Origin of the sequence: Citrobacter sp. Cpo100, assembly GCF_030332595.1 — a bacterium.
GTDB classification, from domain to species: Bacteria; Pseudomonadota; Gammaproteobacteria; order Enterobacterales; family Enterobacteriaceae; genus Citrobacter; species Citrobacter portucalensis.
Map to the genome: position 1 here is coordinate 434482 of NZ_JAOWHM010000031.1, position 26045 is coordinate 460526.

The following is a 26045-nucleotide window of genomic DNA, read 5'->3' on the forward strand; positions in this document are numbered from 1 at the left end:
GCGCTATTTATGTAGTGATAAGCGAAGGAAGTGCTGCTGCCGACAGGCGCAAATTAAATCTCGTCTGGTGTACGAAGATTCGTTACAGCAATACGTTCGCCGCGTTTACGCTCGCGTTCTGACTGCATATTGGCGCGATAAACGCCCTGATCGCCAACCACCCAGGAGAGCGGACGGCGTTCTTTGCCAATGGAATCTTGCAGCAGCATCAGAGCCTGCATATACGCTTCTGGGCGCGGCGGACATCCCGGGATGTACACATCGACCGGAATAAATTTATCAACGCCCTGCACCACAGAATAGATGTCGTACATACCGCCGGAGTTGGCGCATGCGCCCATGGAAATAACCCATTTCGGTTCCAGCATCTGATCGTAGAGGCGCTGAATAACTGGCGCCATTTTGGTAAAGCAGGTTCCGGCTACGACCATCAGGTCAGCCTGACGCGGCGATGCACGCAGTACTTCCGCACCAAAACGGGCCACATCGTGCACGGCGGTAAACGAGGTCACCATCTCAACGTAGCAGCAGGAAAGGCCAAAGTTATATGGCCAAATTGAGTTTTTACGGCCCCAGTTAACCATGTCATGCAGTTTGCCCATGAACACGTTTTTGTTAACTTCTTGTTCCAGGGGGTCGGTTACGATCTCCTGTTTTTGCAGGGGGTAACGGTCGTTCTCACCGTTAGGATCTATGCGGGTGAGCGTATAATCCATCTTAATGCCTCGCGGTTAGCGTTGACGATTAGCGATACTGTTCGTTTCCGGGTTCATACGCTCGCGGCGTGAACGCGCGGGCGTCCAGTCCAGCGCGCCAATACGCACCAGATAAACCAGACCTGCCAGTAACACAAAAATAAAAATTGCAGCTTCCACAAAGCCAATCCAACCGCTTTCACGGATAGAAGTTGACCATGCGAACAGATACAGCGCTTCAACGTCGAAGATAACGAAGAACATGGCTACCAGATAAAACTTGGCAGACAGGCGCAGGCGGGCGGTGCCGACCGAGTCGATACCTGATTCAAACGGCACGTTTTTAGATCTCGCGCGTGCGCGACCCCCTAAAAACCAGCCGCCGACGAGCATCAGGCAGCACAGGCCAATGGCAACGATAAGAAAGATAGCGAATGCCCAGTGATGAGCGATGATTTCAGTGGATGTTGACATACTCATTGCTTACTCATCAAAAGTAGCGCCAAATTCTCTGCTCTTTTCGGCAGATGAACGCCACATCGATTCATGGGGAGGAATAAAAAAAACCTTACAATCACTGTGAAAAATCATTTTATACAGCTAATTGATGGGGTTTTTTACTCCTTTCTATAACCTTTTGTCAACTTTAACAAAAGTTTCCTCACATTATTTTACACTGTTCCAACTTCATTAACATAAAGTGCTCTTTAGACCCATTTCGATTGCATCATCGGTCATTTTTAATGTTGTTGAATCGTGTCCGTAGTGAAGTAAAAAAGATAATACACGTCTATTTTGACAGGAATTCACCCAGATGCCTCCCCCTAAATGGGAGTATTTTCTTGATCTGTGACACGCTTTTGTTAATTCACCATAAAAAACAGCAACAATTTCTCTAGTTTTTTAACATGGAAACATTTAGCAACTCAGCTGATTATTTTTCATCCTATTGTCAGTCTGTTTTTTTACCTGCTGATTTTGTTAAGTTTTAGTATATGAATGAACAGAAAGCAGTAATATTTGCATAAAAAAAGAGCCGCTGGATGTTTTTTCATCATCAGTGGCTCTTTTTTACACTTACATTTTAAAACGTTTTTTTGTGACGCTTTACTCAAAGTCGCCTTCAACAATCAGCGAGTCATCTCCCCCTTCAGGGGTAAACTGATTGTATTGCCAAGGATTTTGATATGTCTGCATCGACTTAAAGATAACCTGAGCTAATTCATTTTGCGTGGCCGGATCGCTGCACAACAGATACTCGGTATCAGGCAGAGGTGGCAATCCGTCCGCCGCACCCAGTACGCGTAAATCCGGGCTCATCATTTCGACAGGACGGGCAGTAACGCCCAGCCCTGCTTTTACCGCCGCGCGGACCGCAGGCAATGTTGAAGCGACATAAGCCAAACGCCACGGGATCTGTGCGGCATTCAACGTCGCCAGCACGATATCGCGAAACGGGCTGGGATCGTCCAGCAGAACTAACGGCACCGGTTCCCCTTTTTGCAGGATATATTCGGCTGCGCAATACCAGTGCGTCGGTGAAGTTCGCAAATTCAGGCACTCAAAATCGCCAGGTCGGTTAGTGGTGACCACTAAATCCACTTCTTGCGACTTAAGCATCTCCACCATGTAGGCGTTGCGTTTCACTCTGACATCCAGTGCAAGTTTCGGATAAACCGAACTTATACGGTTAAGCAGAAAAGGGAGTATGGTATCGGCGGATTCATCAGAAGCACCGATAGTTAACACCCCCTGAAGATTGTTAAACATCAATGATGAGCATGCCTCATCATTAAATCGCAGTATTTTCCTGGCGTAACCCAACAGCTGGATACCATGCTCGGTCAGCAGTTTGTTGCGTCCATGGCGCGCGAACAACTCTTTCCCCACAAGTTGTTCAAGACGCTGCATTTGCTGACTTACCGCAGACTGAGTTCGACATACCGCAGCTGCCGCAGCCGCAAAGGTATTCAGGTCGGCAACAGCAACAAAGGTTCTCAGCAGATCGAGGTCGAGGTTAATTATCGGACGATTTGCATTTATCATAGTTTTTCACTTACTCGCGGGTCATACCGGGTTAATGCTGTGCATTCAGAATCAAACAACTCCATTTGTAATGTGCCTCCCTTCAGTTTCGCTTAGTGTAACCAAGTGAAAATAAGGATGTATTTGGTTTAACAAACGAAACAATTCTCTTTCTGAGCTATTTTAATACCCGTGATATTCATCGGAATATAGCAACGAGAAAGAGCCGTATTTTTAGCTGCTGGATGATTCTGACTAATGGGAAACATGTAAATTTTGTAAATTTAAAAAATAGTTAACGAACAATAATTTACACATTAAAAACTAACTTTTCAGGATGTTAGGAACAACCAACAAACATTTGAATTATCGTAAAATTCGTACTACACACCATTTCATAGGAGTTATCTTAACCTAAAACCACTATATTTATAAGTGTTATCGCGAATAATTCCGGGCAAATTGGTGTTATGTCAGTGCAACGGTTTTCGTATTATTGGCCCACTCAATTTGATGTCGTTTAAATAATAAATAATAATTAATTAAGAATCTCTCAATTCATTAATTATGCTTAACAATGGATTCACACCGTATCACGCAGGGATCAGACCGATAACAGATTTCGCAGGCAAAACCTCAGTATTTTCGAATTACGCCATTCAGCTGAGATCTCGGCTACCTTTTTCTTTACAGGCCTAACTTTTTTTGACCAGACAAATCACCATACCTACGCTAACAAATCAAAATATAAACCACAAAAAACACAACAATCCAGATTATTACTCTACAAAAATCACATTATTTAGTTATTAACAGTGAATTATAATCCTCCTGCTTTCCAAAATCTTCTACTAAAGACCCTTCAAAACTCACCGTTGTGGGAGTACATTGTGCTGGGCTGACTTCCACGGCAGGGAGTGGCATTCACAGCTAAAAAGGTCAACGTTCATGTCCCCCATTGAAAAATCCAGCAAATTAGAAAACGTCTGTTATGACATTCGCGGCCCGGTTCTGAAGGAAGCAAAGCGCCTGGAAGAAGAAGGCAACAAAGTTCTGAAACTGAACATCGGCAACCCTGCGCCTTTCGGGTTTGAAGCGCCAGATGAAATTTTGGTGGATGTGATCCGCAATTTGCCAACTGCGCAAGGATATTGCGATTCCAAAGGCCTTTATTCAGCCCGCAAAGCAATCATGCAGCATTACCAGGCCCGTGGGATGCGCGACGTAACCGTGGAAGATATCTATATCGGTAACGGCGTATCTGAATTGATTGTGCAGGCCATGCAGGCATTGCTAAACAGTGGGGACGAAATGCTGGTTCCTGCACCTGATTATCCACTGTGGACGGCGGCGGTTTCGCTCTCTGGTGGTAATGCCGTGCACTACCTGTGTGACGAATCGTCAGACTGGTTCCCGGACCTGGATGATATCCGCGCCAAAATTACGCCGCGTACCCGTGGGATCGTCATCATCAACCCAAACAACCCAACCGGCGCGGTGTATTCTAAAGAGCTGCTGATGGAGATTGTTGAGATTGCCCGCCAAAACAATCTCATCATCTTTGCGGACGAGATTTACGACAAAATTCTTTACGATGACGCCGAGCACCACTCGATTGCGGCAATGGCCCCTGACCTGCTGACTATTACCTTTAACGGCCTGTCAAAAACCTATCGCGTTGCTGGTTTCCGCCAGGGCTGGATGGTACTGAACGGACCGAAGAAACATGCCAAAGGGTATATCGAAGGCCTTGAGATGCTGGCTTCTATGCGCCTGTGTGCCAACGTTCCGGCACAACATGCCATTCAGACCGCACTGGGTGGATATCAGAGCATCAGCGAATTCATCATGCCAGGCGGACGTCTGTATGAGCAACGTAACCGCGCCTGGGAACTGCTTAATGACATCCCCGGCGTCTCTTGCGTAAAACCGCGCGGTGCCCTGTATATGTTCCCGAAAATTGATGCTAAACGCTTCAATATTCATGACGACCAGAAGATGGTTCTCGACTTCCTGTTGCAGGAAAAAGTACTGCTGGTCCAGGGGACGGCATTCAACTGGCCGTGGCCGGATCATTTCCGCATCGTCACGCTACCGCGTATTGACGATATCGAAATGTCGCTGAGTAAATTTGAGCGTTTCCTGTCAGGGTATCGCCAGCTGTAACCACGCAAAGTGCTGCCGGGTTTGCATCCGGTAGCACTCTCTGCGCAAAATACCGTTACTGAAGTCACTGAGTAAGGGTCGTTATGAAGCAGAGCCACTTTTTTGCCCACCTCTCCCGTCTGAAACTCATTAACCGCTGGCCGCTGATGCGCAACGTGCGCACCGAAAACGTGTCCGAACACAGTCTGCAGGTTGCCATGGTTGCCCATGCGCTGGCCGCAATTAAAAACCGTAAATTTGGTGGTCAGGTTAATGCTGAGCGTATTGCCCTGCTGGCGATGTATCACGATGCGTCAGAGGTGTTAACCGGCGATCTCCCTACCCCAGTGAAATATTTCAACTCGCAGATTGCCCAAGAATATAAAGCGATAGAGAAAATTGCCCAACAAAAACTGGTCGATATGGTTCCCGATGAGCTGCGCGATATTTTTGCGCCGCTCATTGATGAACATGCCTTAAGTGAAGAAGAGAGGTCGATTGTTAAACAGGCCGATGCCCTGTGCGCGTATCTGAAGTGCCTGGAAGAACTCTCCGCCGGTAACAACGAATTTCTGCTGGCGAAAACACGTCTGGAAAAAACGCTGGAGTCACGACGCAGCGAAGAGATGGACTACTTTATGGACGTGTTCGTCCCGAGTTTTCACCTCTCATTAGATGAAATCAGTCAGGATTCTCCATTGTAAGTTTGCGGCGACATTGCCTTTGTAGGCCGGATGAGGCGTTAGCCGCCATCCGGCACATAAAAATCAAAACGGAAACAGCATCGGGATCATCACCACGCACACCACCATCACAATGATGGTAAACGGCACGCCAATTTTTACGAAATCGCTAAAGCTGTAGTTACCCGGCCCGAGTACCAGTGTGTTTACCGGTGAAGAAACTGGCGTCATAAAGGCTGCGGAAGCCGCCATCGCAATCACCATCGCAAAAGGATACGGCGAAACGCCCATCGACTTTGCTGCCGCCAGCGCAATCGGCGCCATCAGTACCGCCGTCGCAGTGTTAGAGATAAATAACCCAATGGTCGCGCACAGCACGAACAGGCAGCCCAGCATCATATACGGGCCGTACCCTCCACCAACGTCCATTAGCCCTTTAACCACCAGATCAACACCGCCCGTTTTCTGTAATGCCAGCGCAAAGGGCATCATTCCGACAATCAAAATAATACTTGGCCAGTGAATGGCTTTATAGGCGCTTTCGGCATCGATGCAGCGGAATTTTCCCATCAGCAAACAGGCGATAATCGCGGCAACCGTATTAGGGATTTCATCGGTGAGCATTAACGCGACCATCAGCACCAGACAGAAAATCGCATGCGGCGCCTGGCTGTGCGCCGGAGAAGCTTCACTGACTTCCACGGGCATATTCAGCACCACGAAATCGCGCCCTTTTTGCCCCAACAAAGTGATGAGTTTCCAGTTGCCCACCACCAGAATGATATCGCCCATCAGCAGTGGTTCATCCACCACCGCTCCGGCCAGTGCCGTACCATCACGCTTCAGTCCGACGACATTCAGGCCATAACGCGTACGAAAAGCGATTTCCCGTACCGTTTTGCCGATCAATTCCGATTCAGGGATTAATGAAATCTCGGCCATACCCACGTCAAGCGCCTGCTCGGAGAAGTATTCACCGCGCAGCACCATCGGCTCCAACAGTTGCCCGCTGCAAAATTCACGCAGGTCGACGTCGGCCGCTGACATATCAATCAGCAACACGTCACGGGCACGGAACTCAGAAACCCCGTTAACATCGACAATCACGCGGCGAAAACGCCGCCAGCGTTCAACACCAATCACGTTTGCCCCGTAGCGCTCACGCAATTTCAGGTCATCCAGACGTTGGCCAATCATGGGAGAACCGGGGCGAATCGCCAGGCGACGGGCACGCCCTGTCAGGCGATATTCTTTGATCAGATCGCGAAAGGTCCGGCGCTTCCAGCCGTCTCCCGGCTGCCCGGAGTCTTCACCTTTCAGCATAAAACGCATCACCAGCATATAAATTATGCCGAGTACCAACACCACCAGTCCCAGTGGGGTTACGCTAAAAAAGCTAAAACCGTTAAGTCCTTCACGTAACAATTCACTGTTGACGACCAGGTTCGGCGGCGTTGCCACCAGCGTCATCATGCCGCTTATCAATCCGGCAAAGCTCAACGGCATCATCAGCCGTGAGGGGGAGATTTGCATGCGCATAGAAACGCTTAAGACAACCGGAATAAAGATGGCGACCACACCGGTCGAACTCATGAAGGCACCGAGTCCGGCTACGGTTATCATCAGCAACACCAGCATTTTGACTTCACTGCTGCCAGCGACCTTCACCAGCCAGGCACCCATTACCGTCGCCACGCCGGTACGCACCAGGCCGTCGCCGATAATGAATAAAGCCGCTATCAAAATAACGTTAGGATCGCTGAACCCGGAAAAAGCCTCTGTGATGCTCAATGTTCCACTCAGAACAAAGGCAATAATGACCAGCAAAGCGACCGCGTCCATACGCACTCTGCCAGTTGCAAACAAGACGACGGCAATCGCCAGCAATGAGAGAACCCATATCAATTCACCGTTCACAACATATCCTTGTTAAATGAGAGGGATGGACTGATTCTGCCATAAAAAAGCCCCAACAATCTGGGGCTAAATCATGATCAGGTATTTCTTATAACGACCACATTTCCGTTGGGTTGTTTGGTCACAGAAATATGTTCCAGACTGGTCAGCGAAAAATCAACTTCGTCCAGACGCGGCGTATCCGCTGGCGCGTTAACCGCGATGACATGACACCCAGCAGCCAGTCCTGAGAGCACCCCGGCGGGGGCATCTTCCACGACTGCACATTCCTGCGGTGCCAGGCCCAGAAGCTGAGCACCTAACAGATACGCGTCTGGCTCTGGTTTCCCTCTTTTTACCCGCTCGGCGGTGACAAACACTTCAGGAGCAGGAAGCCCGGCAACACGATGACGCGCACGTGCGACCGGCATGGAGCCGGAGGTCACAATCGCCCATGGAATACCCGCTTTATTGAGATGGTTAAGTAAATCAACCGCCCCCGGCAGCGCGGTGATCCCGGCGGTTTCCGTCGCTTCGATCTGCTCCAGACGGGTAAATTCCGCGGCGATCTCTGCCTCAGACTTGCCCACCATAAAGTGTCGCAGGGAGGTAATGGCCTGCTTACCATGAATAAAGCCGAGTACCTCGGCGTGATCGAGGCCGAAGCGATCGGCCCAGTTGCACCACGCGCGCTCTACTGCGGGTAAGGAATCGACCAACGTTCCATCCAGATCAAACAGAAAACCTTTGCACTGCACGCTCGCCCCCTCAGGCATTAATGATTTGGTTAATTTCATTCGCGCTCAGGTGATACTGACGCGGGCAAGAGTGCCAAACATTCAGCATACGCTGATATTTTTCCCACATTGGGGTCTGGGCGTTGAAGCCATGCGTACCCGCATCAAAGTGAGTGTAACGACCTTCCACATTGACCATAAAACGAACGTACCCGAGGAAACGGGCTTCCGTTGCGGCGTCAAAACCGAGGAAGGTCACGCGACGCTCATCAATAGCCTGCGCATCCTTAAGATTAGTCCAGGACACATGTAATGCGTGATACATCTCCATAATATCGATAATCGTACGACAGGTTTCTTCCGTCAGTTCACCAAACTCACGATCCAGCTCACGCATCTGCAAGCCGTAACCGCGTTCAATAATCGTCTGCAAACGACGATAACGCTCGGCGTTAGTTGGATCGAGCATAGTCATCATTTTGTACTGATTCGACAAAATCAGACGTTGAGCGTTGGTCATTTCCATTTGGGACTCCTGTATCACTACTACTGCGATGAAAAAAAAGAAGGTATCTTGTGCCTTCTTTTATATGCGTAATCAGGGGTCAATTACAAATCATCAAGGAAAGTTTTATCCAGTTGTTTGAAGGCGCGCTTAAGCGTGTCAGCCAGCGCCTGGTAATCCGGCTTTCCTTCTACCGGAGAGAGCGCCTGCCCAGCTTCTTGCAATTTACCCCGAACTTCGTAGAACCAATTGAGAATTGAAGGGGGCAGCGGCGTTACGGAACGTTTTCCCAGCCACCACATCCCCTGCATCGGCAGGCTAAGCGCAAACAGCGCAGTCGCCACGGCCGGGCCCAACTGCCCCCCTAACGCAATTTGCCAACATAAGGTGAAGATGGCGATAGGCGGCATAAAACGGATCGCGTAACGCGTCATGCGGATCACGCGGTTCTCAACAAACACGGGCGCAAGGCGCTTTTCCATTGGCCACGTCTTTGCATAGTGCTGCCCCCGGCGAAACAAGCTGAAAAAATTGACGGAGCGATTATCCGGTGTCGACATGGCGGTTACCTCAACTTCACATATAAAAATTAAAAAATTTGTGCAAAACAACAACTACAAGGGACATCGTTCAAAACATTTTGTCTTTGATACCCACATTCAGGTATCCTGTGCCGGCCTGTAAGGCCTGTAGTCCAAAATCATTGAGTCGTCAAATTGGCATACATTATGCCATTGCCTGAAAAATACGCAAAATGACATAGACTCAAAGGTATTTATTCCATCGTGCCCAAAAAGACTATGGCGCATGATGTTAATCATAAACGTCGGTGTCATCATGCGCTACGCTCTATGACTCCCTGACGTTTTTTTAGCCACGTATCATAAATAGGTACTTCCATGTCGAGTAAGTTAGTACTGGTTCTGAACTGCGGTAGCTCCTCACTGAAATTTGCCATCATCGATGCAGTAAACGGTGAAGAATACCTCTCTGGTTTAGCCGAATGTTTCCATCTCCCAGAAGCACGTATCAAGTGGAAAATGGACGGCGGTAAACAAGAAGCGGCTTTAGGTGCAGGCGCCGCTCACAGTGAAGCGCTGAACTTTATCGTTAACACTATTCTGGCACAAAAACCAGAATTGTCTGCGCAATTGACCGCTATTGGTCACCGTATCGTACACGGCGGCGAGAAGTACACCAGCTCCGTGGTTATCGATGATTCCGTTATTCAGGGCATCAAAGATTCTGCCTCTTTCGCGCCGCTGCATAACCCGGCTCACCTGATCGGTATCGCAGAAGCGCTGAAATCCTTCCCTAATCTGAAAGACAAAAACGTGGCTGTATTCGACACCGCGTTCCATCAGACTATGCCGGAAGAGTCTTACCTCTATGCTCTGCCGTACAGCCTGTACAAAGAACATGGCGTTCGTCGTTACGGCGCGCACGGTACCAGCCACTTCTTCGTCACTCAGGAAGCGGCAAAAGTGCTGAACAAACCGGTTGAAGAGCTGAACATCATCACTTGCCACCTGGGCAATGGCGGTTCTGTATCTGCTATCCGTAACGGTAAATGTGTTGATACCTCCATGGGTCTGACCCCGCTGGAAGGTCTGGTGATGGGTACGCGTTCCGGTGACATCGACCCGGCGATCATCTTCCACCTGCACGATACCCTGGGCATGAGCGTTGACCAGATCAACAAAATGCTGACCAAAGAGTCCGGCCTGCTGGGTCTGACCGAAGTCACCAGCGACTGCCGTTATGTTGAAGATAACTACGCTACTAAAGAAGACGCTAAACGTGCAATGGACGTTTACTGCCACCGTCTGGCGAAATACATCGGTTCTTACACTGCGCTGATGGATGGTCGTCTGGATGCAGTTGTCTTCACCGGTGGTATCGGTGAAAACGCAGCGATGGTTCGTGAACTGTCTCTGGGCAAACTGGGCGTTCTGGGCTTTGAAGTTGACCACGAACGTAACCTGGCCGCACGTTTCGGCAAATCTGGTTTCATCAACAAAGAAGGTACCCGTCCTGCGCTGGTTATCCCAACCAACGAAGAACTGGTTATCGCGCAAGACGCGAGCCGCCTGACTGCCTGATTTCACACCGCCAGCCTAGCTGGCGGTGCTGTTTTGTAACCCGTCTAAATTGGCGGTAACGAAAGAGGATAAACCGTGTCCCGTATTATTATGCTGATCCCTACCGGAACCAGCGTCGGCCTGACCAGCGTCAGCCTTGGCGTGATCCGCGCAATGGAACGCAAAGGCGTTCGTCTGAGCGTCTTTAAGCCGATCGCTCAACCGCGTGCCGGTGGCGATGCGCCAGACCAGACTACCAGCATCGTCCGTGCTAACTCTTCTCTGCCAGCCGCTGAGCCGCTGAAGATGAGCCACGTTGAATCTCTGCTGTCCAGCAATCAGAAAGATGTGCTGATGGAAGAGATCATCGCGAACTACCACGCGAACACCAAAGACGCTGAAGTTGTACTGGTTGAAGGCCTGGTCCCAACCCGTAAACATCAGTTCGCGCAGTCTCTGAACTACGAAATCGCGAAAACGCTGAACGCGGAAATCGTCTTCGTTATGTCTCAGGGTACCGACACCCCGGAACAGTTGAACGAGCGTATTGAACTGACTCGCAGCAGCTTCGGCGGCGCGAAAAACACCAATATCACCGGCGTAATCGTTAACAAACTGAACGCACCGGTTGATGAGCAGGGCCGTACTCGCCCGGATCTGTCCGAGATTTTCGACGACTCTTCCAAAGCGAAAGTGATCAAAGTTGATCCGGCTAAACTGCAAGAATCCAGTCCGCTGCCGGTTCTGGGCGCGGTGCCATGGAGCTTCGATCTGATCGCTACTCGTGCAATCGATATGGCGCGTCACCTGAACGCCACCATCGTTAACGAAGGCGATATCAACACCCGTCGCGTGAAGTCTGTGACGTTCTGCGCACGCAGCATTCCACATATGCTGGAACACTTCCGCGCAGGCTCCCTGCTGGTAACTTCCGCAGATCGTCCTGACGTGCTGGTTGCAGCATGCCTGGCGGCCATGAACGGCGTGGAAATCGGTGCCCTGCTGCTGACTGGCGGCTACGAAATGGACGCGCGCATCACTAAACTGTGCGAACGTGCATTTGAAACCGGCCTGCCGGTATTCATGGTAAACACCAACACCTGGCAGACCTCTCTGAGCCTGCAGAGCTTCAACCTGGAAGTTCCGGTTGACGATCACGAGCGCATTGAGAAAGTTCAGGAATACGTTGCTAACTACATCAACGCTGACTGGATTGAATCCCTGACTGCAACCTCTGAGCGTAGCCGTCGTCTGTCTCCGCCAGCGTTCCGTTATCAGTTGACCGAGCTGGCGCGCAAAGCGGGCAAACGCGTTGTTCTGCCGGAAGGCGACGAACCGCGTACCGTTAAAGCGGCAGCCATCTGTGCTGAACGTGGTATCGCAACCTGCGTACTGCTGGGTAACCCGGATGAGATCACCCGCGTTGCAGCCTCTCAGGGCGTTGAACTGGGCGCTGGCGTAGAAATCGTTGATCCAGATGTGGTTCGCGAAAGCTACGTTGCTCGCCTGGTCGAACTGCGTAAAAACAAAGGTATGACCGAAACCGTTGCCCGCGAACAGCTGGAAGACAACGTGGTTCTCGGTACCCTGATGCTGGAACAGGACGATGTTGACGGTCTGGTTTCTGGTGCAGTACACACCACCGCAAACACCATCCGTCCGCCGCTGCAGCTGATCAAAACTGCACCGGGTAGCTCTCTGGTGTCTTCCGTGTTCTTCATGCTGCTGCCGGATCAGGTTTACGTTTACGGCGACTGCGCGATCAACCCGGATCCGACTGCAGAGCAACTGGCAGAAATCGCGATTCAGTCCGCTGATTCCGCAATTGCCTTCGGTATCGAACCGCGCGTAGCGATGCTCTCCTACTCCACCGGTACTTCTGGTGCAGGTAGTGACGTAGAGAAAGTTCGCGAAGCAACCCGTCTGGCACAGGAAAAACGTCCTGACCTGATGATCGACGGTCCGCTGCAGTACGACGCCGCCGTTATGGCTGACGTAGCGAAATCCAAAGCGCCGAACTCTCCGGTTGCAGGTCGCGCTACCGTGTTCATCTTCCCGGATCTGAACACCGGTAACACCACTTACAAAGCGGTACAGCGTTCTGCCGACCTGATCTCCATCGGGCCAATGCTGCAGGGTATGCGCAAGCCGGTGAACGACCTGTCTCGTGGCGCGCTGGTAGACGATATCGTCTACACCATCGCACTGACCGCGATCCAGTCTTCCCAGCAGCAGCAGTAATCTGCCGAGTGTGCCGGATCTCTTATCCGGCAACACATCTGCTTATCAAACCGGAAATAGCTGATATTTCCGGTTTTTTTATGTCTATTTCCCTTTTGGCATAATCTGAAACATTTGCCTGGATGCGCTGCATCAATGAATAACTATTCTTCTGTTCGCATACTTACTCTCTTTTGCGTTGCAACAGGGATAGTCTTTCATGTCAGCAGTAACAGAATCACAGCCAGCTAAAAAATGGGCGATGCCCGATACGCTGGTGATTATTTTTTTCGTCGCCGTTTTAACCAGTCTGGCGACATGGGTTGTTCCCGTCGGGATGTTCGACAGCCAGGAAGTGCAGTATCAGATTGATGGACAAACCAAAACCCGTAAGGTGGTTGACCCCCATTCCTTTCGTATTCTGACCAACGACGCAGGTGAAGAGCAGTATCACCGGGTGCAGTTATTCACCACCGGAGATGAACGCCCAGGCCTGATGAATTTCCCGTTTGAAGGATTAACCTCCGGCTCGAAATTCGGCACTGCTGTCGGCATCATTATGTTTATGCTGGTCATTGGCGGTGCATTCGGCATCGTTATGCGTACCGGCACCATTGATAACGGCATCCTGGCGCTCATTCGCCATACGCGGGGCAACGAGGTCCTGTTTATCCCAGTGCTGTTTATTCTCTTCTCCTTAGGCGGTGCGGTGTTTGGCATGGGGGAAGAGGCTGTTGCCTTTGCCATTATCATCGCGCCTTTGATGGTACGGCTAGGTTACGACAGTATCACCACCGTGCTGGTTACCTATATCGCGACTCAGATTGGTTTCGCCAGTTCATGGATGAACCCATTTTGCGTGGTGGTCGCGCAAGGTATTGCGGGGGTACCGGTGCTCTCTGGTTCCGGGCTACGCATCGTGGTCTGGGTGATCGCTACACTAATCGGGCTGACCTTCACGCTGGCCTATGCGGCGCGTATCAAAAAGAATCCGCTTTTGTCCCGGGTACATGAATCCGACAGCTTCTTTCGCGAGCAGCAGGACGAGGTCGTGGAACGACGCTTCACGCTGGGCGACTGGTTAGTGCTACTGGTGCTAACCGCGGTGATGATTTGGGTTGTCTGGGGCGTTATCGTCAACGCGTGGTTTATTCCTGAGATCGCCAGTCAGTTCTTCACGATGGGTCTGGTGATTGGCATTATCGGCGTCGTGTTTCGGCTCAACGGCATGACGGTCAACATCATGGCCTCCTCATTCACTGAGGGTGCACGAATGATGATTGCACCTGCCCTGCTGGTTGGTTTTGCCAAAGGCATTTTACTGCTGGTCGGTAATGGAGAGGCGGGTGAAGCCAGCGTGTTAAACACTCTGCTGCACAGCATTGCCAATGGCATCAGCGGGCTGGATAACGCCATCGCGGCGTGGTTTATGCTGTTGTTCCAGGCAGTTTTTAATTTCTTCGTCACTTCCGGCTCTGGTCAGGCTGCGTTAACCATGCCGCTACTGGCACCGCTGGGCGATTTGGTTGGCGTAAACCGTCAGGTCACAGTCCTGGCCTTCCAGTTTGGCGACGGATTCAGTCATATTATCTATCCGACGTCAGCATCTCTGATGGCTACGTTAGGCGTTTGTCGGGTGGATTTTCGTAACTGGCTGAAGGTAGGTGCTACGCTGTTGGGACTGCTGTTTATTATGTCCAGCGTGGTGGTGATTGGCGCGCAGATGATGGGTTACCATTAAAAAGTGTGCGTCCGGCCTACTCGATTTCTCGACGCAGTAGGCCGGATGAACAGAGTTTACTCAGCTTCTTCCTGCTTTTCGGCTTTCGCCCCTTCATTCTTGGCGTTGCGGGTCATCCACAGCGCCAGGGCTTTCAGGGAGTCCGGTGTAAATTCGTCGCAGCGCGCGGTAATTTCTTCCGGCGTCAACCAGCAAACTTCACTGACCTCATCTTCCTGAAGCGCAAACGGTCCGTGGGAAACGCAGCTAAACAACCCACCCCATACGCGACAGTTCTGGTCTTCAAAGTAAAACTGGCCATGCTCGGCAAACGGCACGCCCGCAATCCCCAGTTCCTCTTCTGCTTCACGACGCGCTGATTCCAGCATCTGCTCGTCAGCCTGAACCACACCGCCTGCGGTGGCATCCAGCATGCCGGGCAAAAAATCTTTTGTCTCAGTGCGGCGTTGAACCAGAATTTTGCCCATACCATCATGCACAACGATATACGTTGCACGATGGCGTAAGCGTTGCGCCCGCATTTGTTCCCGGCTGGACTGTGCAATGACTTCATTGTCTTCATTCACAATATCCACCCATTCAGTACTTGCCAAACGACGCTGTTCCACCATCAGGAAACCTTCTTTTTTCTGGCGCTCTTACGGCGCGTTTATGTTTGTGGGGTAAATTACGGATTAATCTCGACCTGTGCAATAACACTTTGATCATTGAGTGCCATTACGCTGAGAACATTATCATCCAGAATCCCGTAACTTGCCGCAAAGCCCCCTTTCGGGATGCTTACCGAGCCGGGATTGAAATGATAGATACCCTCGCGCCGCTCAGCAACCGGCAGATGAGTATGCCCATAAACCAGAACATCGCCCGCATTGAGCGCCGGCAAATTTTGCGGGCCAAAAAGATGTCCGTGCGTCAAAAAGAGTCGCTGGTTTTCTGTCAGAATTTGCTGCCACGGCGCAGTCATCGGAAAATGCAGGAGCATCTGATCCACTTCGCTGTCGCAATTACCACGCACCGCAATAATTCGCGATGCCAGCTCATTCAGCCGTTCAGCAACCTGCGCAGGTGCATAGCCTTCTGGAAGCGCATTACGCGGCCCGTGGTTTAAAACATCACCCAATATCACCAGCCATTGCGCGCCGCTTGCAGCAAACCGCTCGAGTACGCGTTCCGTGGCTGGCAACGAACCATGAATGTCCGATGCGAACATCAGTTTCATCACTCACTCCTCGCTGAAAATTACCTTGTAATGATACTGGATTACGGCCCGTTTTTCAGCAGGAACGCTTCGCTGAAAGCGCGATAAAACGCTGTACTGAAGCGCGCTGCCACTGGAAGGTGGCGTATTCCGCAAGCGCTTCTGGAACCTCATCGCCGTTAAGGACCAGGCGATTAAGCATTAGCGCTAAATCGCAGTCAGCGATACACCATTCGCCAAATAAATTCTGCTTACCGTGGCTCAGTAAACTGCTCGCAGTAGCGAACAGTTTTTCCGCACTGGCTTTTCCCGCTTCGCTTAACGGGCCTTTCTTCACGCCAGCAAAAACGACATCTGTTGATCGTTCCTCACGGATAGGCATTAAATCGCTGCGGATCCACGCCTGAACCTGGCGCGCCCGCGCGCGCTTTTGTACATCGTGTGGGTAGATACGCTCCCACTGTGGCGGTGCAAAGCTCTCTTCCAGGAATTCCGTAATCGCTGATGATTCGCTCAGTTCAAAACCATCGATCTCAAGAACCGGTACGCGGCGCGTCAAGGCGTAACCTTGCCATGAAGGATGCAAGTGTTCACCACTATTGAGATCAACGGTTTTCAGCGTGAAAGGTAGCCCCTTCTCTTGCAGAGCGACATAAACAGACAGCACGTAGGGGGAGAAAAAATTGGCATCTGACCACAGCGTAATTGCAGATTTGCTCATAATGTCCTCTGAAGTGTATTGGCTTGCCTTCAAAATATAGAGTCTTTCTCTCGCTGTCACTTGATGAAAACTCACGCACGCCAACAGGCTCTATACTTGTAATGACCCGGTTCATGACAAAACGGATGCTGAAAATGATCGATCTCTATTACACGCCATCGCCAAACGGTCACAAAATCACGCTGTTTCTTGAAGAGGCACAGCTGCAATACCGTCTGATTCATGTCGATATCAGCAAAGGCAGCCAGTTTCGCCCCGATTTTCTGCTGATCTCGCCGAACAATAAAATCCCGGCCATTATCGATCATGCGCCGGAAGATGGCGGAAGGCCCATCAGCTTGTTTGAGTCCGGAGAAATTTTACTCTATCTGGCGGAGAAGAGCGGTAAGCTGCTCAGCGGTGAATTACGCGAACGCCACACCACACTGCAGTGGCTATTCTGGCAGGTCAGCGGTCTGGGTCCCATGCTGGGGCAGAATCATCATTTCAGTCATTACGCTCCGCAAACGATCCCTTACGCTATTGAAAGATACCAGGTTGAAACCCAGCGCCTGTACAACGTGATGAATAAACGTCTGGAAACGTCACCCTGGCTGGGAGGCGATCACTACAGCATTGCTGACATTGCCTGCTGGCCGTGGATCCACGCCCATCAGCGTCAGCGCATCGACCTCGACAATTACCCGGCGGTCAATAACTGGCACGAACGCATCCGTACGCGTCCTGCCACGGAACGCGCCATGCAGCAAGCACTGAGTGAGAAGCGGTGACGCAATTCGGTTCTCGTGTATCATGCAGAGGTTCATACATGGAGGAAACCTGCAATGTCACAACCTGACGCCATTATTCGTATAAAAAACCTTCGTCTGCGCACCTTTATCGGCATCAAAGAAGAGGAGATCCTTAATCGCCAGGATATCGTCATCAACATTGCCATTCACTATCCGGCAGACAAAGCCCGTACCAGCGAAGATATCAACGACGCGCTGAATTATCGCACTATAACCAAAAGCATCATTGCCCACGTGGAGGGTAACCGCTTCTCATTGTTAGAAAAATTAACTCAAGATGTGCTCGATATCGCACGCGAACATCACTGGGTCACTTATGCTGAAGTGGAGATAGATAAACTTCACGCATTGCGTTACGCCGACTCAGTATCAATGACGCTGAGCTGGCAGCGCTAAAACGTAACCCGGGAGGCGACATGCAGATTCTGATTACCGGCGGTACTGGCCTGATTGGACGTCATCTGATCCCCTGCCTGCTGGAACTGGGGCATCAGATAATCGTAGTGACACGTACCCCTGATAAGGCTCGTCAGATTCTCGACTCTCGGGTCACGTTATGGAAAGGACTGGAAGAGCGGCAACATCTCAATAATATTGATGCCGTGATTAACCTTGCCGGAGAGCCTATTGCAGATAAGCGCTGGAGCGCACAGCAAAAGGAACGCTTGTGCCAGAGCCGTTGGGGCATTACGCAGAAACTGGTCGATTTAATCAATGCCAGCGAGACGCCGCCCTCAGTGTTACTCTCCGGTTCCGCTACCGGTTACTACGGCGATTTGGGCGAAGTTGTGGTTACGGAAGAAGAGCCACCGCATAACGAATTTACCCACAAGCTGTGCGCCCGCTGGGAGCAAATTGCCAGCACTGCGCAAAGCGACAAAACCCGCGTGTGTATGCTGCGTACCGGCGTGGTACTGGCCTCAGCAGGCGGCATTCTGGCAAAAATGGTCCCGCCGTTTCGTCTTGGCTTAGGCGGCCCGATCGGTAACGGACGCCAGTATATGGCCTGGATCCATGTTGATGATATGGTCAACGGAATTATCTGGCTGCTGAATAACGATCTACGCGGTCCCTTCAATATGGTTTCGCCATACCCTGTGCACAATGAGCAGTTTGCCCACGCGCTGGGTCACGCTCTGAACCGCCCTGCAATTCTGCGCGTTCCCGCCACCGCTATGCGACTGCTGATGGGGGAATCGTCAGTACTGGTCCTTGGTGGACAACGCGCATTGCCCAAACGTCTGGAAGCTTCCGGTTTTACGTTTCGCTGGTACGATTTAGAAGAAGCGCTGGCGGATGTCATCCGATAACCCCAATGCACTATTCACAGTCGCCGTTGTGGTGGTAAGGTTATAGACCAGATTTCCGCAATGGCGACGTTATGGCGATAATATCGACTCCCCGACTTACCCTCTCTTTGTTTCAATTTTCTGACTGGTCATTTTTCCAGAAACTCCGTGAATGTCCTGAAGTCATGCGCTATATGGGCAACATCGCCCCGGCGAAAGATACGCGGCTGTTATTCGCCAGACGTCTGGCCGCACAGCACACTTTCGTCATCCGCGAACATAACAGCCCGACTCCACTTGGCGATATTGGTCTGCAAATCAGCCATCTTTACCCGCAGGAAGCCGACCTCGGCTACGCCATCATGCCACAGGCTCAGGGGAAAGGTATTGCCAGCGAAGCCGTGCGTGCGGTGTGCCAGTATGCCTTCGAGCATGCAGGTGTGACGGCGATAAACGCATACGCGCTGGCGGATAACAAGGGTTCAATCCGTATTCTGGAAAAGACAGGCTTTGTACGTACGCAGGTACTGGAAAAGGCGTATGAGATTGACGGCATCGCTTACGACGACTGGGTGTTTCGGCTGGAGCGCGACGCGCTAAAATTGTAAGCCCGGAAAGCGTAGCGCCTCCGGGCTGTTGACTTACTTCAGCGATCCTTTAAGGAACTGCTGCAAACGCGGGCTTTGCGGATTACCAAATACCTGCTCCGGGTCACCCTCTTCCTCAATTTTCCCCTGATGCAGGAAAATCACGTGCGTGGAAACATGACGGGCAAACCCCATTTCGTGGGTCACCACCACCATGGTTTTCCCCTCTTCAGCCAGCTGTTGCATAATGCGCAGCACTTCACCCACCAGCTCAGGATCAAGCGCCGACGTAGGTTCATCAAACAATAACACTTCCGGTTCCATCGCCAGCGCACGGGCAATGGAAACACGCTGCTGCTGACCACCGGACAGGTGCACCGGATATTTGCCCTGTGCGCGCTCATCAATGCCCACTTTAGCCAGATACTTCACCGCACGGTCGCGGGCTTCCTGCTTGCTCAGCCCCAACACCTGAATCGGCGCTTCCATGACGTTTTCCAGCACTGTCATGTGGCTCCACAGATTAAAGTGCTGAAAGACCATCGTCAGACGCGTACGCAGCAGGCGTAGCTGATTTTTGTCCGCAACTTTCAACTGGCCGTCTTTGTCGCGCACCAGACCAATGTTCTGACCGCTGACGACAATCGACCCGGCACTCGGTTTCTCAAGAAAGTTAATGCAGCGCAGGAAGGTACTTTTACCGGAACCTGACGAGCCAATAATGCTGATAACATCACCCGCGTTGGCCTGCAGCGATACCCCTTTCAGCACTTCATGTTCGCCGTAGTGCTTATGTAAATCGATAACGTTTAATTTATTTTCAGACATCGTGTTACTCGAATCATTTAGAGGATACATGCTGCAACCAGCGTTTTTCCGCTTTACGGAACAGACTGATCAGGACATACGAAATAATCAAATACAGCACAGCGGCAATACCGAAGGCGGTAAACGGCTGATATGTTGCCGAGTTGATATCGCGAGCGATTTTCAACAAATCAGGTACCGTTGCAGTAAATGCCAGCGCCGTGGAGTGCAGCATTAAAATGACTTCATTGCTGTATGCCGGCAGCGCAATACGCAGCGCGGAAGGTAAAATAATGCAGCGATACAGTTTGAATGACGAGAAACCGTATGCGCGCGCAGCCTCAATCTCACCGTGAGGCACGGAACGAATAGCCCCGGCGAAAATCTCCGTGGTATAGGCGCAGGTATTCAGCGTCAGCGCCAGCACGGTGCAATTCAGCCCGCTGCGGAAAAACGCGTTGAGGAAGTCCGTGCCTTTAACTATCTCCAGCGTATACATCCCGGAATAAAACACCAGTAGCTGAACGTACAGCGGCGTCCCACGAAAAATATAGGTGAACAGCCAGATGGGAAACTGGATAAATTTATTACTGGAAACGCGACCAATCGCCAAAAAGAGTGCCAGTATTCCGCCCATCACTACTGACGAAATCAAAAGCCACAGGGTGATAGCGACGCCAGTATAGCGATATCCGTCGGTCCACAGCAGGGACTTCCAGTATTCCTGAATAATCTCGATCACAGGTCAGCCCTCTTCACACCCACGGAATAGCGGCGCTCAAGGTACAGCAGCACACCATTAGAAACAGTGGTAAACACCAGATAGATGACCCCGCACACGACGGCAAAATAGAACGGCTCCCAGGTACTCTTCCCGGCAAGCTGAGTCGCTTTCACCACGTCTTCAAGTCCAAGCAACGATACCAGCGCCGTAGCCTTAAGAATAACCTGCCAGTTATTACCGATTCCCGGTAAGGCATAACGCATCATCGCCGGGAACATAATGCGACGAAATATTTGTGAGCTGGTAAAGCCAAACGCCGTCGCGGCTTCAATATGGCCTTTTGGTACAGCCATAAATGCACCGCGAAAAGTTTCGGTAAAGTAGGCGCCGTAGATAAATCCAAGGGTGATAATGCCCGCAACCATCGGATCAATATCAATCTGGCCGATACCGATGGCATCGGTAATGGTATTCAGCGCGATTTGTAATCCGTAGAAGATGAGCAGCATTAAGACCAGATCGGGCACGCCGCGGATTAGCGTTGTGTACCCTTCGAAAATAAGCCCCATTGCCCGGCTTTGCGACAGCTTTGCTGCTGCGCCGACAAGACCTATCAGAACCGCCAGTACCACCGAGCTGAGTGCCAGCTCCAGCGTAACAATTGCGCCCTGTAAAATAACACCTGAAAAGCCATACAACATGCTGCCTGTCCTGTCGTGTGTGGTGGAGTAGTAAGCCTCTTTTGATTTCAGACTAACCGTTAAATGCCGGATGGCGGCCTTGCCTTATCCGGCCTACAAAATCACCGTAGGCCGGATAAGCGCGGTGCCATCGGGCATAAATTCAACGCGTCAAAAATCTACGGGCTTTATCAGCACCTGCGGTAATTAACCGCCGTAAACATCAAAATCGAAGTACTTTTTCGCCAGCTTCTCGTAAGTACCGTCAGCTCGCATTTCGGCAAAGGCTTTATTCAGCGCTTCGCGCAGTTCATTATCGTCTTTGCGCAGCCCCATACCGGTACCCACGCCGAACAACTTCTCGTCTTTCACAGACGGGCCGCCGAATTTGTAATCTTTACCGACTGGCTGTTTCAGGAAGCCTTCGCTGGCCGCAACTTCATCCTGGAACGCGGCGTCAATACGCCCGGCAGTCAGGTCAGAATAGATATTGTCCTGCCCCTGATAAGAGACAATCTCAATACCTTTTGGCGCCCAGTGTTCGTTGCCGAAGGTTTCCTGGGTAGTGCCCTGCAGCACACCAACACGTTTGCCTTTCAGCGACTCAATGGTCGGCTGAATAGCAGAATCTTTAGCGACAACCAGACGCGAATCGGCTGCATAAAGCTTGTCGGTAAATGCGATTTCCTGCTGACGTTTTTCAGTAATGGAAAGCGAGGACATGATGGCATCGATTTTCTTCGCTTTTAGCGAAGGGATCAGCGCGTCCAGCGGGTTTTCCACGAAGGTACATTGCGTATTGATACGTTTGCACAGTTCTTTAGCCAGATCGATATCAAAACCGACTAATTCACCCTGCGCATTCTTCGATTCGAACGGCGCATAAGTAGGATCGGTACCGATACGAATTTTTTGCGGAATGGCTGCAAATGCTGCGGTAGCACTGGAGAAAGCCAGAACCAGAGAAAGAGACAACACCAGTTTTTTCATAACTATCCTCAACAGACTGTCTTTTATAGGGGATCTTTACAGGACCAGGTGCAGTTATCGTGCCATTAATCAGGCCGACAAGGCAAAGCATTCTACCCTGTCGGCGGTATTTATTTGCATGAAAAGCGCTTAAGTATGCACTCATGCTTATTAAGTCAGCGATAAAAGCACCAAAACAGTGCACTGAATTTATTATGCACCGAAATGGTTACCCGCAATGGTGCAGTCAATTCCCCACGCCGCTGTATTAATCGCCGTAGACATTAAAATTAAAATATTTGCTCGCCATTTTGTCGTAGGTGCCGTCTTTACGCAGTTCGCCCAGCGCTTTGTCGAAAGCGGCTTTCAGCTCTGCATCATCCTTGCGCAAGCCAATCCCAGTTCCGTCACCAAAGTATTTTTTATCTTTCACAGACGGACCGGCAAAAGCGTAATCCTTACCAGCAGGCTGCTTCAGGAAGCCTTCGCTGGCCGCGACTTCATCTTGCAATGCCGCGTCCAGACGGCCTGCCGTCAGGTCAGAATAGATGAGGTCCTGGTTCGCATAGGCCACCACGTCCACGCCTTTGCTGCGCCAGTTGTCATTGGCATAGGCTTCCTGAGTAGAGCCTTGCAGGACGCCAACGTGTTTACCCTTGAGGGAATCCAGAGTCGGCTGAATTGGGGAACCTTTCGCGGCGATCAGACGTGAGTCTGCAGCGTAAAGTTTGTCTGAGAACGCAATCTCTTGCTGACGCTTTTCGGTGATAGAAAGCGAGGAGATGATGGCATCAATTTTTTTCGCTTTCAGCGATGGGATCAGCGCATCAAAGTCACTGGCAACCCAGGTGCATTTGATCTGCATGCGCTTACACATCTCATTTCCCAGATCGATATCGAAGCCGACAAAGTCGCCTTTGGCATCTTTAGAGGAAAAAGGAGCGTACGTTGTATCTGTACCAATACGAACCGTCTGCGGAAGTGCTGCGTAGCTGGCCGCGGTGGCGGAGAGTCCTACCAGCAAAGACAAAGCAAGAACCGTCTTCTTCATACATAACCCTCAAGTGGCGTAATTTTATTATGTTTTACGTTGTGTTGTGTGTTTGCAGACTTTTTCATGCATGTCTTATGCCATTTTCACGTCGATGAGGATATTCGACGTTAAATATGTTAATAAAACGTTGCAATAATGTCCTGATTTTGAAGATAGCAGGTCTGGCGGTTGAACCGCAGCGTTTCGTTGAGTTTTAACGAATTAAATGTTGAGGATATGATCGCGGTTACAAAATTGCCCTGAAACAGGGCAACGGATGATTCTTTGCACGCTGATGGAACGGCTTACGCCCCTTGCCAGCGGGTGAACAGGTCCTGCGGAAGGGTAATATCAAACTGGTCAAGCACGCGATTAACCGTTTGATTAATCACATCATCGAGCGTTTGCGGACGATGATAAAACGCCGGGACAGGTGGCATAATTACCGCCCCAATTTCTGCCGCCTGCGTCATCAATCGCAAATGCCCCAGATGCAGCGGCGTTTCGCGTACACACAGCACCAGCGGACGACGTTCTTTCAACACCACATCTGCCGCACGGGTAAGCAACCCATCGGTGTAACTGTGGACGATGCCAGAAAGCGTTTTGATTGAACAAGGCAGAATAACCATTCCGGCAGTCTGAAAAGAGCCGGAGGAGATACTGGCGGCGATATCACGGGTATCATGATTCACATTTGCCAGCGCCTGCACGTCGCGCACAGAGAGGTCCGTTTCCAGCGCCAGCGTCTGTCGGGCAGCGGCACTCATCACCAGGTGGGTTTCCACATCAGTGACGTCACGCAATACCTGCAACAGGCGCACGCCGTAAATTGCCCCGCTTGCACCAGAAATACCAATGATGAGTCGTTTCATGTGTAATCGCCCTTACTTGCTCAGGGCCGACTTTGCAGGAAATTACGGTGAGTTGCAAGCAAGGGCGCAGGTTGCGCCCTTGCTTGCGAGCAAACATTAACCTTCGTTGTGCATCTCAAGGTTTTCCGCTTCGTTCTGACGCAATACCGCTTTGGCATCGTCATTACGCAGGGAGTCGAGGAAATCGAGATATTGCTGGTCGACATCTTTGGTAACGTACACGCCGTTAAACACTGAACATTCAAACTGCTGAATATCCGGGTTCTCAGCACGGACAGCTTCAATCAGATCGTTCAGATCCTGGAAGATCAGACCATCTGCGCCGATTATCTGGCGAATCTCGTCCACTTCACGACCATGCGCAATCAGCTCCGTCGCCGTAGGCATATCGATGCCATAAACGTTCGGGAAGCGAATTTCCGGGGCGGCAGAGGCCAGATACACCTTTTTCGCGCCAGCTTCACGCGCCATCTCGATAATCTGTTCTGAGGTGGTGCCACGCACGATGGAGTCATCCACCAACAGCACGTTTTTATCACGGAATTCCGCACGGTTAGCGTTCAGCTTACGGCGCACAGATTTACGACGCAACTGCTGGCCCGGCATGATAAAGGTACGGCCCACATAGCGGTTTTTCACAAACCCCTGGCGGTACGGCTTACCGAGAATACGAGCAATTTCCAGCGCGATATCACAGGAGGTTTCCGGGATTGGGATTACTACGTCGATGTCCAGATCTTCCCACTCACGGGCAATTTTTTCGCCAAGCTTAGTCCCCATATTCACACGGGCGCTGTAGACGGAAATTTTGTCGATAAAGGAGTCAGGACGTGCGAAGTAAACGTATTCAAACAGACATGGATTGCTCACCGGGTTATCGGCACACTGACGGGTAAACAGCTGGCCTTTTTCGGTGATGTACACTGCTTCGCCAGGTGCTACGTCGCGCAGGAATTCAAAGCCCAGCGTATCCAGCGCTACGCTCTCAGACGCCACCATGTACTCGGTACGGCCATCGCCAATATCGCGTTTGCCCATCACCAGCGGACGGATACCGTTAGGGTCGCGGAAGGCAACCATACCGTGACCGATAATCATCGCCACGCAGGCATAGGCGCCGCGAATCTGGCGGTTGGTTGCCGCAATGGCCGCAAAAATATTGTCGGCTTCCAGCGGGTAATGGCGGAAGTTATCCAGCTCGCTGGCGAAAATATTCAGCAGAATTTCAGAATCTGAAGTGGTATTGATGTGGCGGCGCTTTTCTTCAAACAGCTTTTTACGCAACTCATGTGCATTGGTCAGGTTGCCATTGTGGGCAAGCGTAATGCCATACGGTGAGTTGACGTAAAAAGGTTGAGCTTCGGAGGCGCTGGAGCTGCCAGCCGTTGGGTAACGCACATGACCGATGCCCATATTGCCCTGCAAACGCTGCATATGGCGCGCTTCAAAAATATCGCTCACCATTCCGTTTGCTTTACGCAAGCGGAAGCAGTTGTTGGCATCAATGGTGATGATGCCCGCAGCATCCTGACCACGATGCTGGAGCACCGTTAACGCGTCATAAATCGACTGGTTTACCGGCATAACACCGGCGATACCGACAATACCGCACATACGTCTTTTCCTCGTTCAGCAACGACCCA

Annotated in this window: 26 protein-coding genes; 9 read left to right on the plus strand and 17 right to left on the minus strand. The window is 51.0% G+C overall.

What is annotated here, in order from left to right; genetic code table 11:
• Positions 1-53: 53 nt before the first annotated feature.
• The 3 genes from nuoB to lrhA all read right to left on the minus strand — a co-directional run bounded on the left by nuoB (position 54) and on the right by lrhA (position 2741).
• The gene (gene nuoB / locus OGX96_RS08920) at positions 54-716 is read right to left on the minus strand and encodes an NADH-quinone oxidoreductase subunit NuoB (RefSeq protein WP_003028075.1); all 663 of its coding nucleotides are present in this window, start codon (positions 714-716) and stop codon (positions 54-56) included.
• Between the two features lie 15 nt (positions 717-731).
• The gene (nuoA, locus tag OGX96_RS08925; protein ID WP_003028077.1) at positions 732-1175 is read right to left on the minus strand and encodes an NADH-quinone oxidoreductase subunit NuoA; all 444 of its coding nucleotides are present in this window, start codon (positions 1173-1175) and stop codon (positions 732-734) included.
• 627 nt (positions 1176-1802) lie between these two features.
• Positions 1803-2741 carry a transcriptional regulator LrhA gene (lrhA, locus tag OGX96_RS08930; protein ID WP_003834760.1) on the minus strand — a complete coding sequence of 313 codons (939 nt, stop codon included), beginning with the start codon at positions 2739-2741 and terminating at the stop codon, positions 1803-1805.
• Positions 2742-3668: 927 nt separating this feature from the next.
• On the opposite strand from lrhA, the gene alaA reads away from it, so the two are divergent.
• Positions 3669-4886 carry an alanine transaminase AlaA gene (gene alaA / locus OGX96_RS08935; protein ID WP_003028082.1) on the plus strand — a complete coding sequence of 406 codons (1218 nt, stop codon included), beginning with the start codon at positions 3669-3671 and terminating at the stop codon, positions 4884-4886.
• Positions 4887-4969: 83 nt separating this feature from the next.
• Complete coding sequence (gene yfbR / locus OGX96_RS08940) at positions 4970-5569, plus strand: 5'-deoxynucleotidase (RefSeq protein WP_003028083.1); 600 nt, start codon at positions 4970-4972, stop codon at positions 5567-5569.
• Between the two features lie 63 nt (positions 5570-5632).
• Here yfbR and OGX96_RS08945 read toward each other — a convergent pair whose 3' ends face one another.
• From OGX96_RS08945 to yfbV, 4 genes are all read right to left on the minus strand, one after another.
• Positions 5633-7465: an SLC13 family permease gene (locus OGX96_RS08945; protein ID WP_286582764.1), complete on the minus strand. Its 1833-nt coding sequence runs from the start codon at positions 7463-7465 to the stop codon at positions 5633-5635.
• Positions 7466-7542: 77 nt separating this feature from the next.
• Complete coding sequence (locus tag OGX96_RS08950) at positions 7543-8220, minus strand: sugar phosphatase (protein ID WP_008785348.1); 678 nt, start codon at positions 8218-8220, stop codon at positions 7543-7545.
• A complete protein-coding gene (locus OGX96_RS08955; RefSeq protein ID WP_003028086.1) occupies positions 8213-8707 on the minus strand; it encodes a YfbU family protein in 495 nt (164 codons plus the stop codon). Before OGX96_RS08955 ends, OGX96_RS08950 begins: the two co-directional genes overlap by 8 nt.
• An 83-nt stretch (positions 8708-8790) precedes the next feature.
• Entirely contained in the window at positions 8791-9246 is a 456-nt protein-coding gene (gene yfbV / locus OGX96_RS08960) for a terminus macrodomain insulation protein YfbV (RefSeq protein ID WP_198801514.1), read from the minus strand.
• A 339-nt stretch (positions 9247-9585) separates the two neighbouring features.
• On the opposite strand from yfbV, the gene ackA reads away from it, so the two are divergent.
• From ackA to yfcC, 3 genes are all read left to right on the plus strand, one after another.
• Positions 9586-10788 (plus strand): acetate kinase, encoded by a 1203-nt coding sequence (gene ackA / locus OGX96_RS08965; RefSeq protein ID WP_003834770.1) that lies wholly within the window; start codon positions 9586-9588, stop codon positions 10786-10788.
• Between the two features lie 75 nt (positions 10789-10863).
• Entirely contained in the window at positions 10864-13008 is a 2145-nt protein-coding gene (gene pta, locus OGX96_RS08970; protein WP_008785351.1) for a phosphate acetyltransferase, read from the plus strand.
• Positions 13009-13207: 199 nt separating this feature from the next.
• A complete protein-coding gene (gene yfcC / locus OGX96_RS08975; RefSeq protein WP_198801513.1) occupies positions 13208-14728 on the plus strand; it encodes a putative basic amino acid antiporter YfcC in 1521 nt (506 codons plus the stop codon).
• Positions 14729-14784: 56 nt separating this feature from the next.
• On the opposite strand, the gene yfcD is transcribed toward yfcC, so the two are convergent.
• Genes yfcD through yfcF form a run of 3 tightly spaced genes read right to left on the minus strand, consistent with a single transcriptional unit; the run spans position 14785 to position 16647 of the window.
• Complete coding sequence (gene yfcD, locus OGX96_RS08980) at positions 14785-15339, minus strand: NUDIX hydrolase YfcD (protein ID WP_003834775.1); 555 nt, start codon at positions 15337-15339, stop codon at positions 14785-14787.
• Positions 15340-15395: 56 nt separating this feature from the next.
• The gene (gene yfcE / locus OGX96_RS08985; protein WP_048215855.1) at positions 15396-15947 is read right to left on the minus strand and encodes a phosphodiesterase; all 552 of its coding nucleotides are present in this window, start codon (positions 15945-15947) and stop codon (positions 15396-15398) included.
• Between the two features lie 55 nt (positions 15948-16002).
• Complete coding sequence (gene yfcF / locus OGX96_RS08990) at positions 16003-16647, minus strand: glutathione transferase (protein ID WP_003834778.1); 645 nt, start codon at positions 16645-16647, stop codon at positions 16003-16005.
• A 134-nt stretch (positions 16648-16781) separates the two neighbouring features.
• Between yfcF and yfcG the strand changes: the two genes are divergently transcribed.
• From yfcG to OGX96_RS09010, 4 genes are all read left to right on the plus strand, one after another.
• Positions 16782-17417, plus strand: a complete 636-nt coding sequence (gene yfcG, locus OGX96_RS08995) for a GSH-dependent disulfide bond oxidoreductase (RefSeq protein WP_020996685.1) — start codon at positions 16782-16784, stop codon at positions 17415-17417.
• A 54-nt stretch (positions 17418-17471) separates the two neighbouring features.
• Entirely contained in the window at positions 17472-17834 is a 363-nt protein-coding gene (gene folX, locus OGX96_RS09000) for a dihydroneopterin triphosphate 2'-epimerase (RefSeq protein WP_003028107.1), read from the plus strand.
• 20 nt (positions 17835-17854) lie between these two features.
• Positions 17855-18748, plus strand: coding sequence for a TIGR01777 family oxidoreductase (locus tag OGX96_RS09005; protein ID WP_286582770.1), 894 nt, complete (start codon positions 17855-17857; stop codon positions 18746-18748).
• A gap of 71 nt (positions 18749-18819) precedes the next feature.
• On the plus strand, positions 18820-19335 hold the full coding sequence (locus OGX96_RS09010; RefSeq protein ID WP_071845290.1) for a GNAT family N-acetyltransferase: 516 nt from the start codon (positions 18820-18822) through the stop codon (positions 19333-19335).
• A 33-nt stretch (positions 19336-19368) separates the two neighbouring features.
• Here the strand turns inward: OGX96_RS09010 and hisP are convergent, their stop codons facing one another.
• From hisP to purF, 7 genes are all read right to left on the minus strand, one after another.
• Complete coding sequence (gene hisP / locus OGX96_RS09015) at positions 19369-20142, minus strand: histidine ABC transporter ATP-binding protein HisP (protein ID WP_003028114.1); 774 nt, start codon at positions 20140-20142, stop codon at positions 19369-19371.
• A gap of 13 nt (positions 20143-20155) precedes the next feature.
• On the minus strand, positions 20156-20863 hold the full coding sequence (gene hisM, locus OGX96_RS09020; protein WP_003028116.1) for a histidine ABC transporter permease HisM: 708 nt from the start codon (positions 20861-20863) through the stop codon (positions 20156-20158).
• The gene (locus OGX96_RS09025; RefSeq protein ID WP_003028118.1) at positions 20860-21546 is read right to left on the minus strand and encodes a histidine ABC transporter permease HisQ; all 687 of its coding nucleotides are present in this window, start codon (positions 21544-21546) and stop codon (positions 20860-20862) included. Before OGX96_RS09025 ends, hisM begins: the two co-directional genes overlap by 4 nt.
• Before the next feature lie 186 nt (positions 21547-21732).
• Complete coding sequence (gene hisJ / locus OGX96_RS09030) at positions 21733-22515, minus strand: histidine ABC transporter substrate-binding protein HisJ (RefSeq protein ID WP_003028120.1); 783 nt, start codon at positions 22513-22515, stop codon at positions 21733-21735.
• Between the two features lie 247 nt (positions 22516-22762).
• On the minus strand, positions 22763-23545 hold the full coding sequence (argT, locus tag OGX96_RS09035; RefSeq protein ID WP_006683634.1) for a lysine/arginine/ornithine ABC transporter substrate-binding protein ArgT: 783 nt from the start codon (positions 23543-23545) through the stop codon (positions 22763-22765).
• A 287-nt stretch (positions 23546-23832) separates the two neighbouring features.
• The gene (locus OGX96_RS09040) at positions 23833-24402 is read right to left on the minus strand and encodes a UbiX family flavin prenyltransferase (RefSeq protein ID WP_003028125.1); all 570 of its coding nucleotides are present in this window, start codon (positions 24400-24402) and stop codon (positions 23833-23835) included.
• A gap of 96 nt (positions 24403-24498) precedes the next feature.
• Positions 24499-26016 (minus strand): amidophosphoribosyltransferase, encoded by a 1518-nt coding sequence (gene purF / locus OGX96_RS09045; protein WP_003028127.1) that lies wholly within the window; start codon positions 26014-26016, stop codon positions 24499-24501.
• Between the last annotated feature and the right edge of the window lie 29 nt (positions 26017-26045).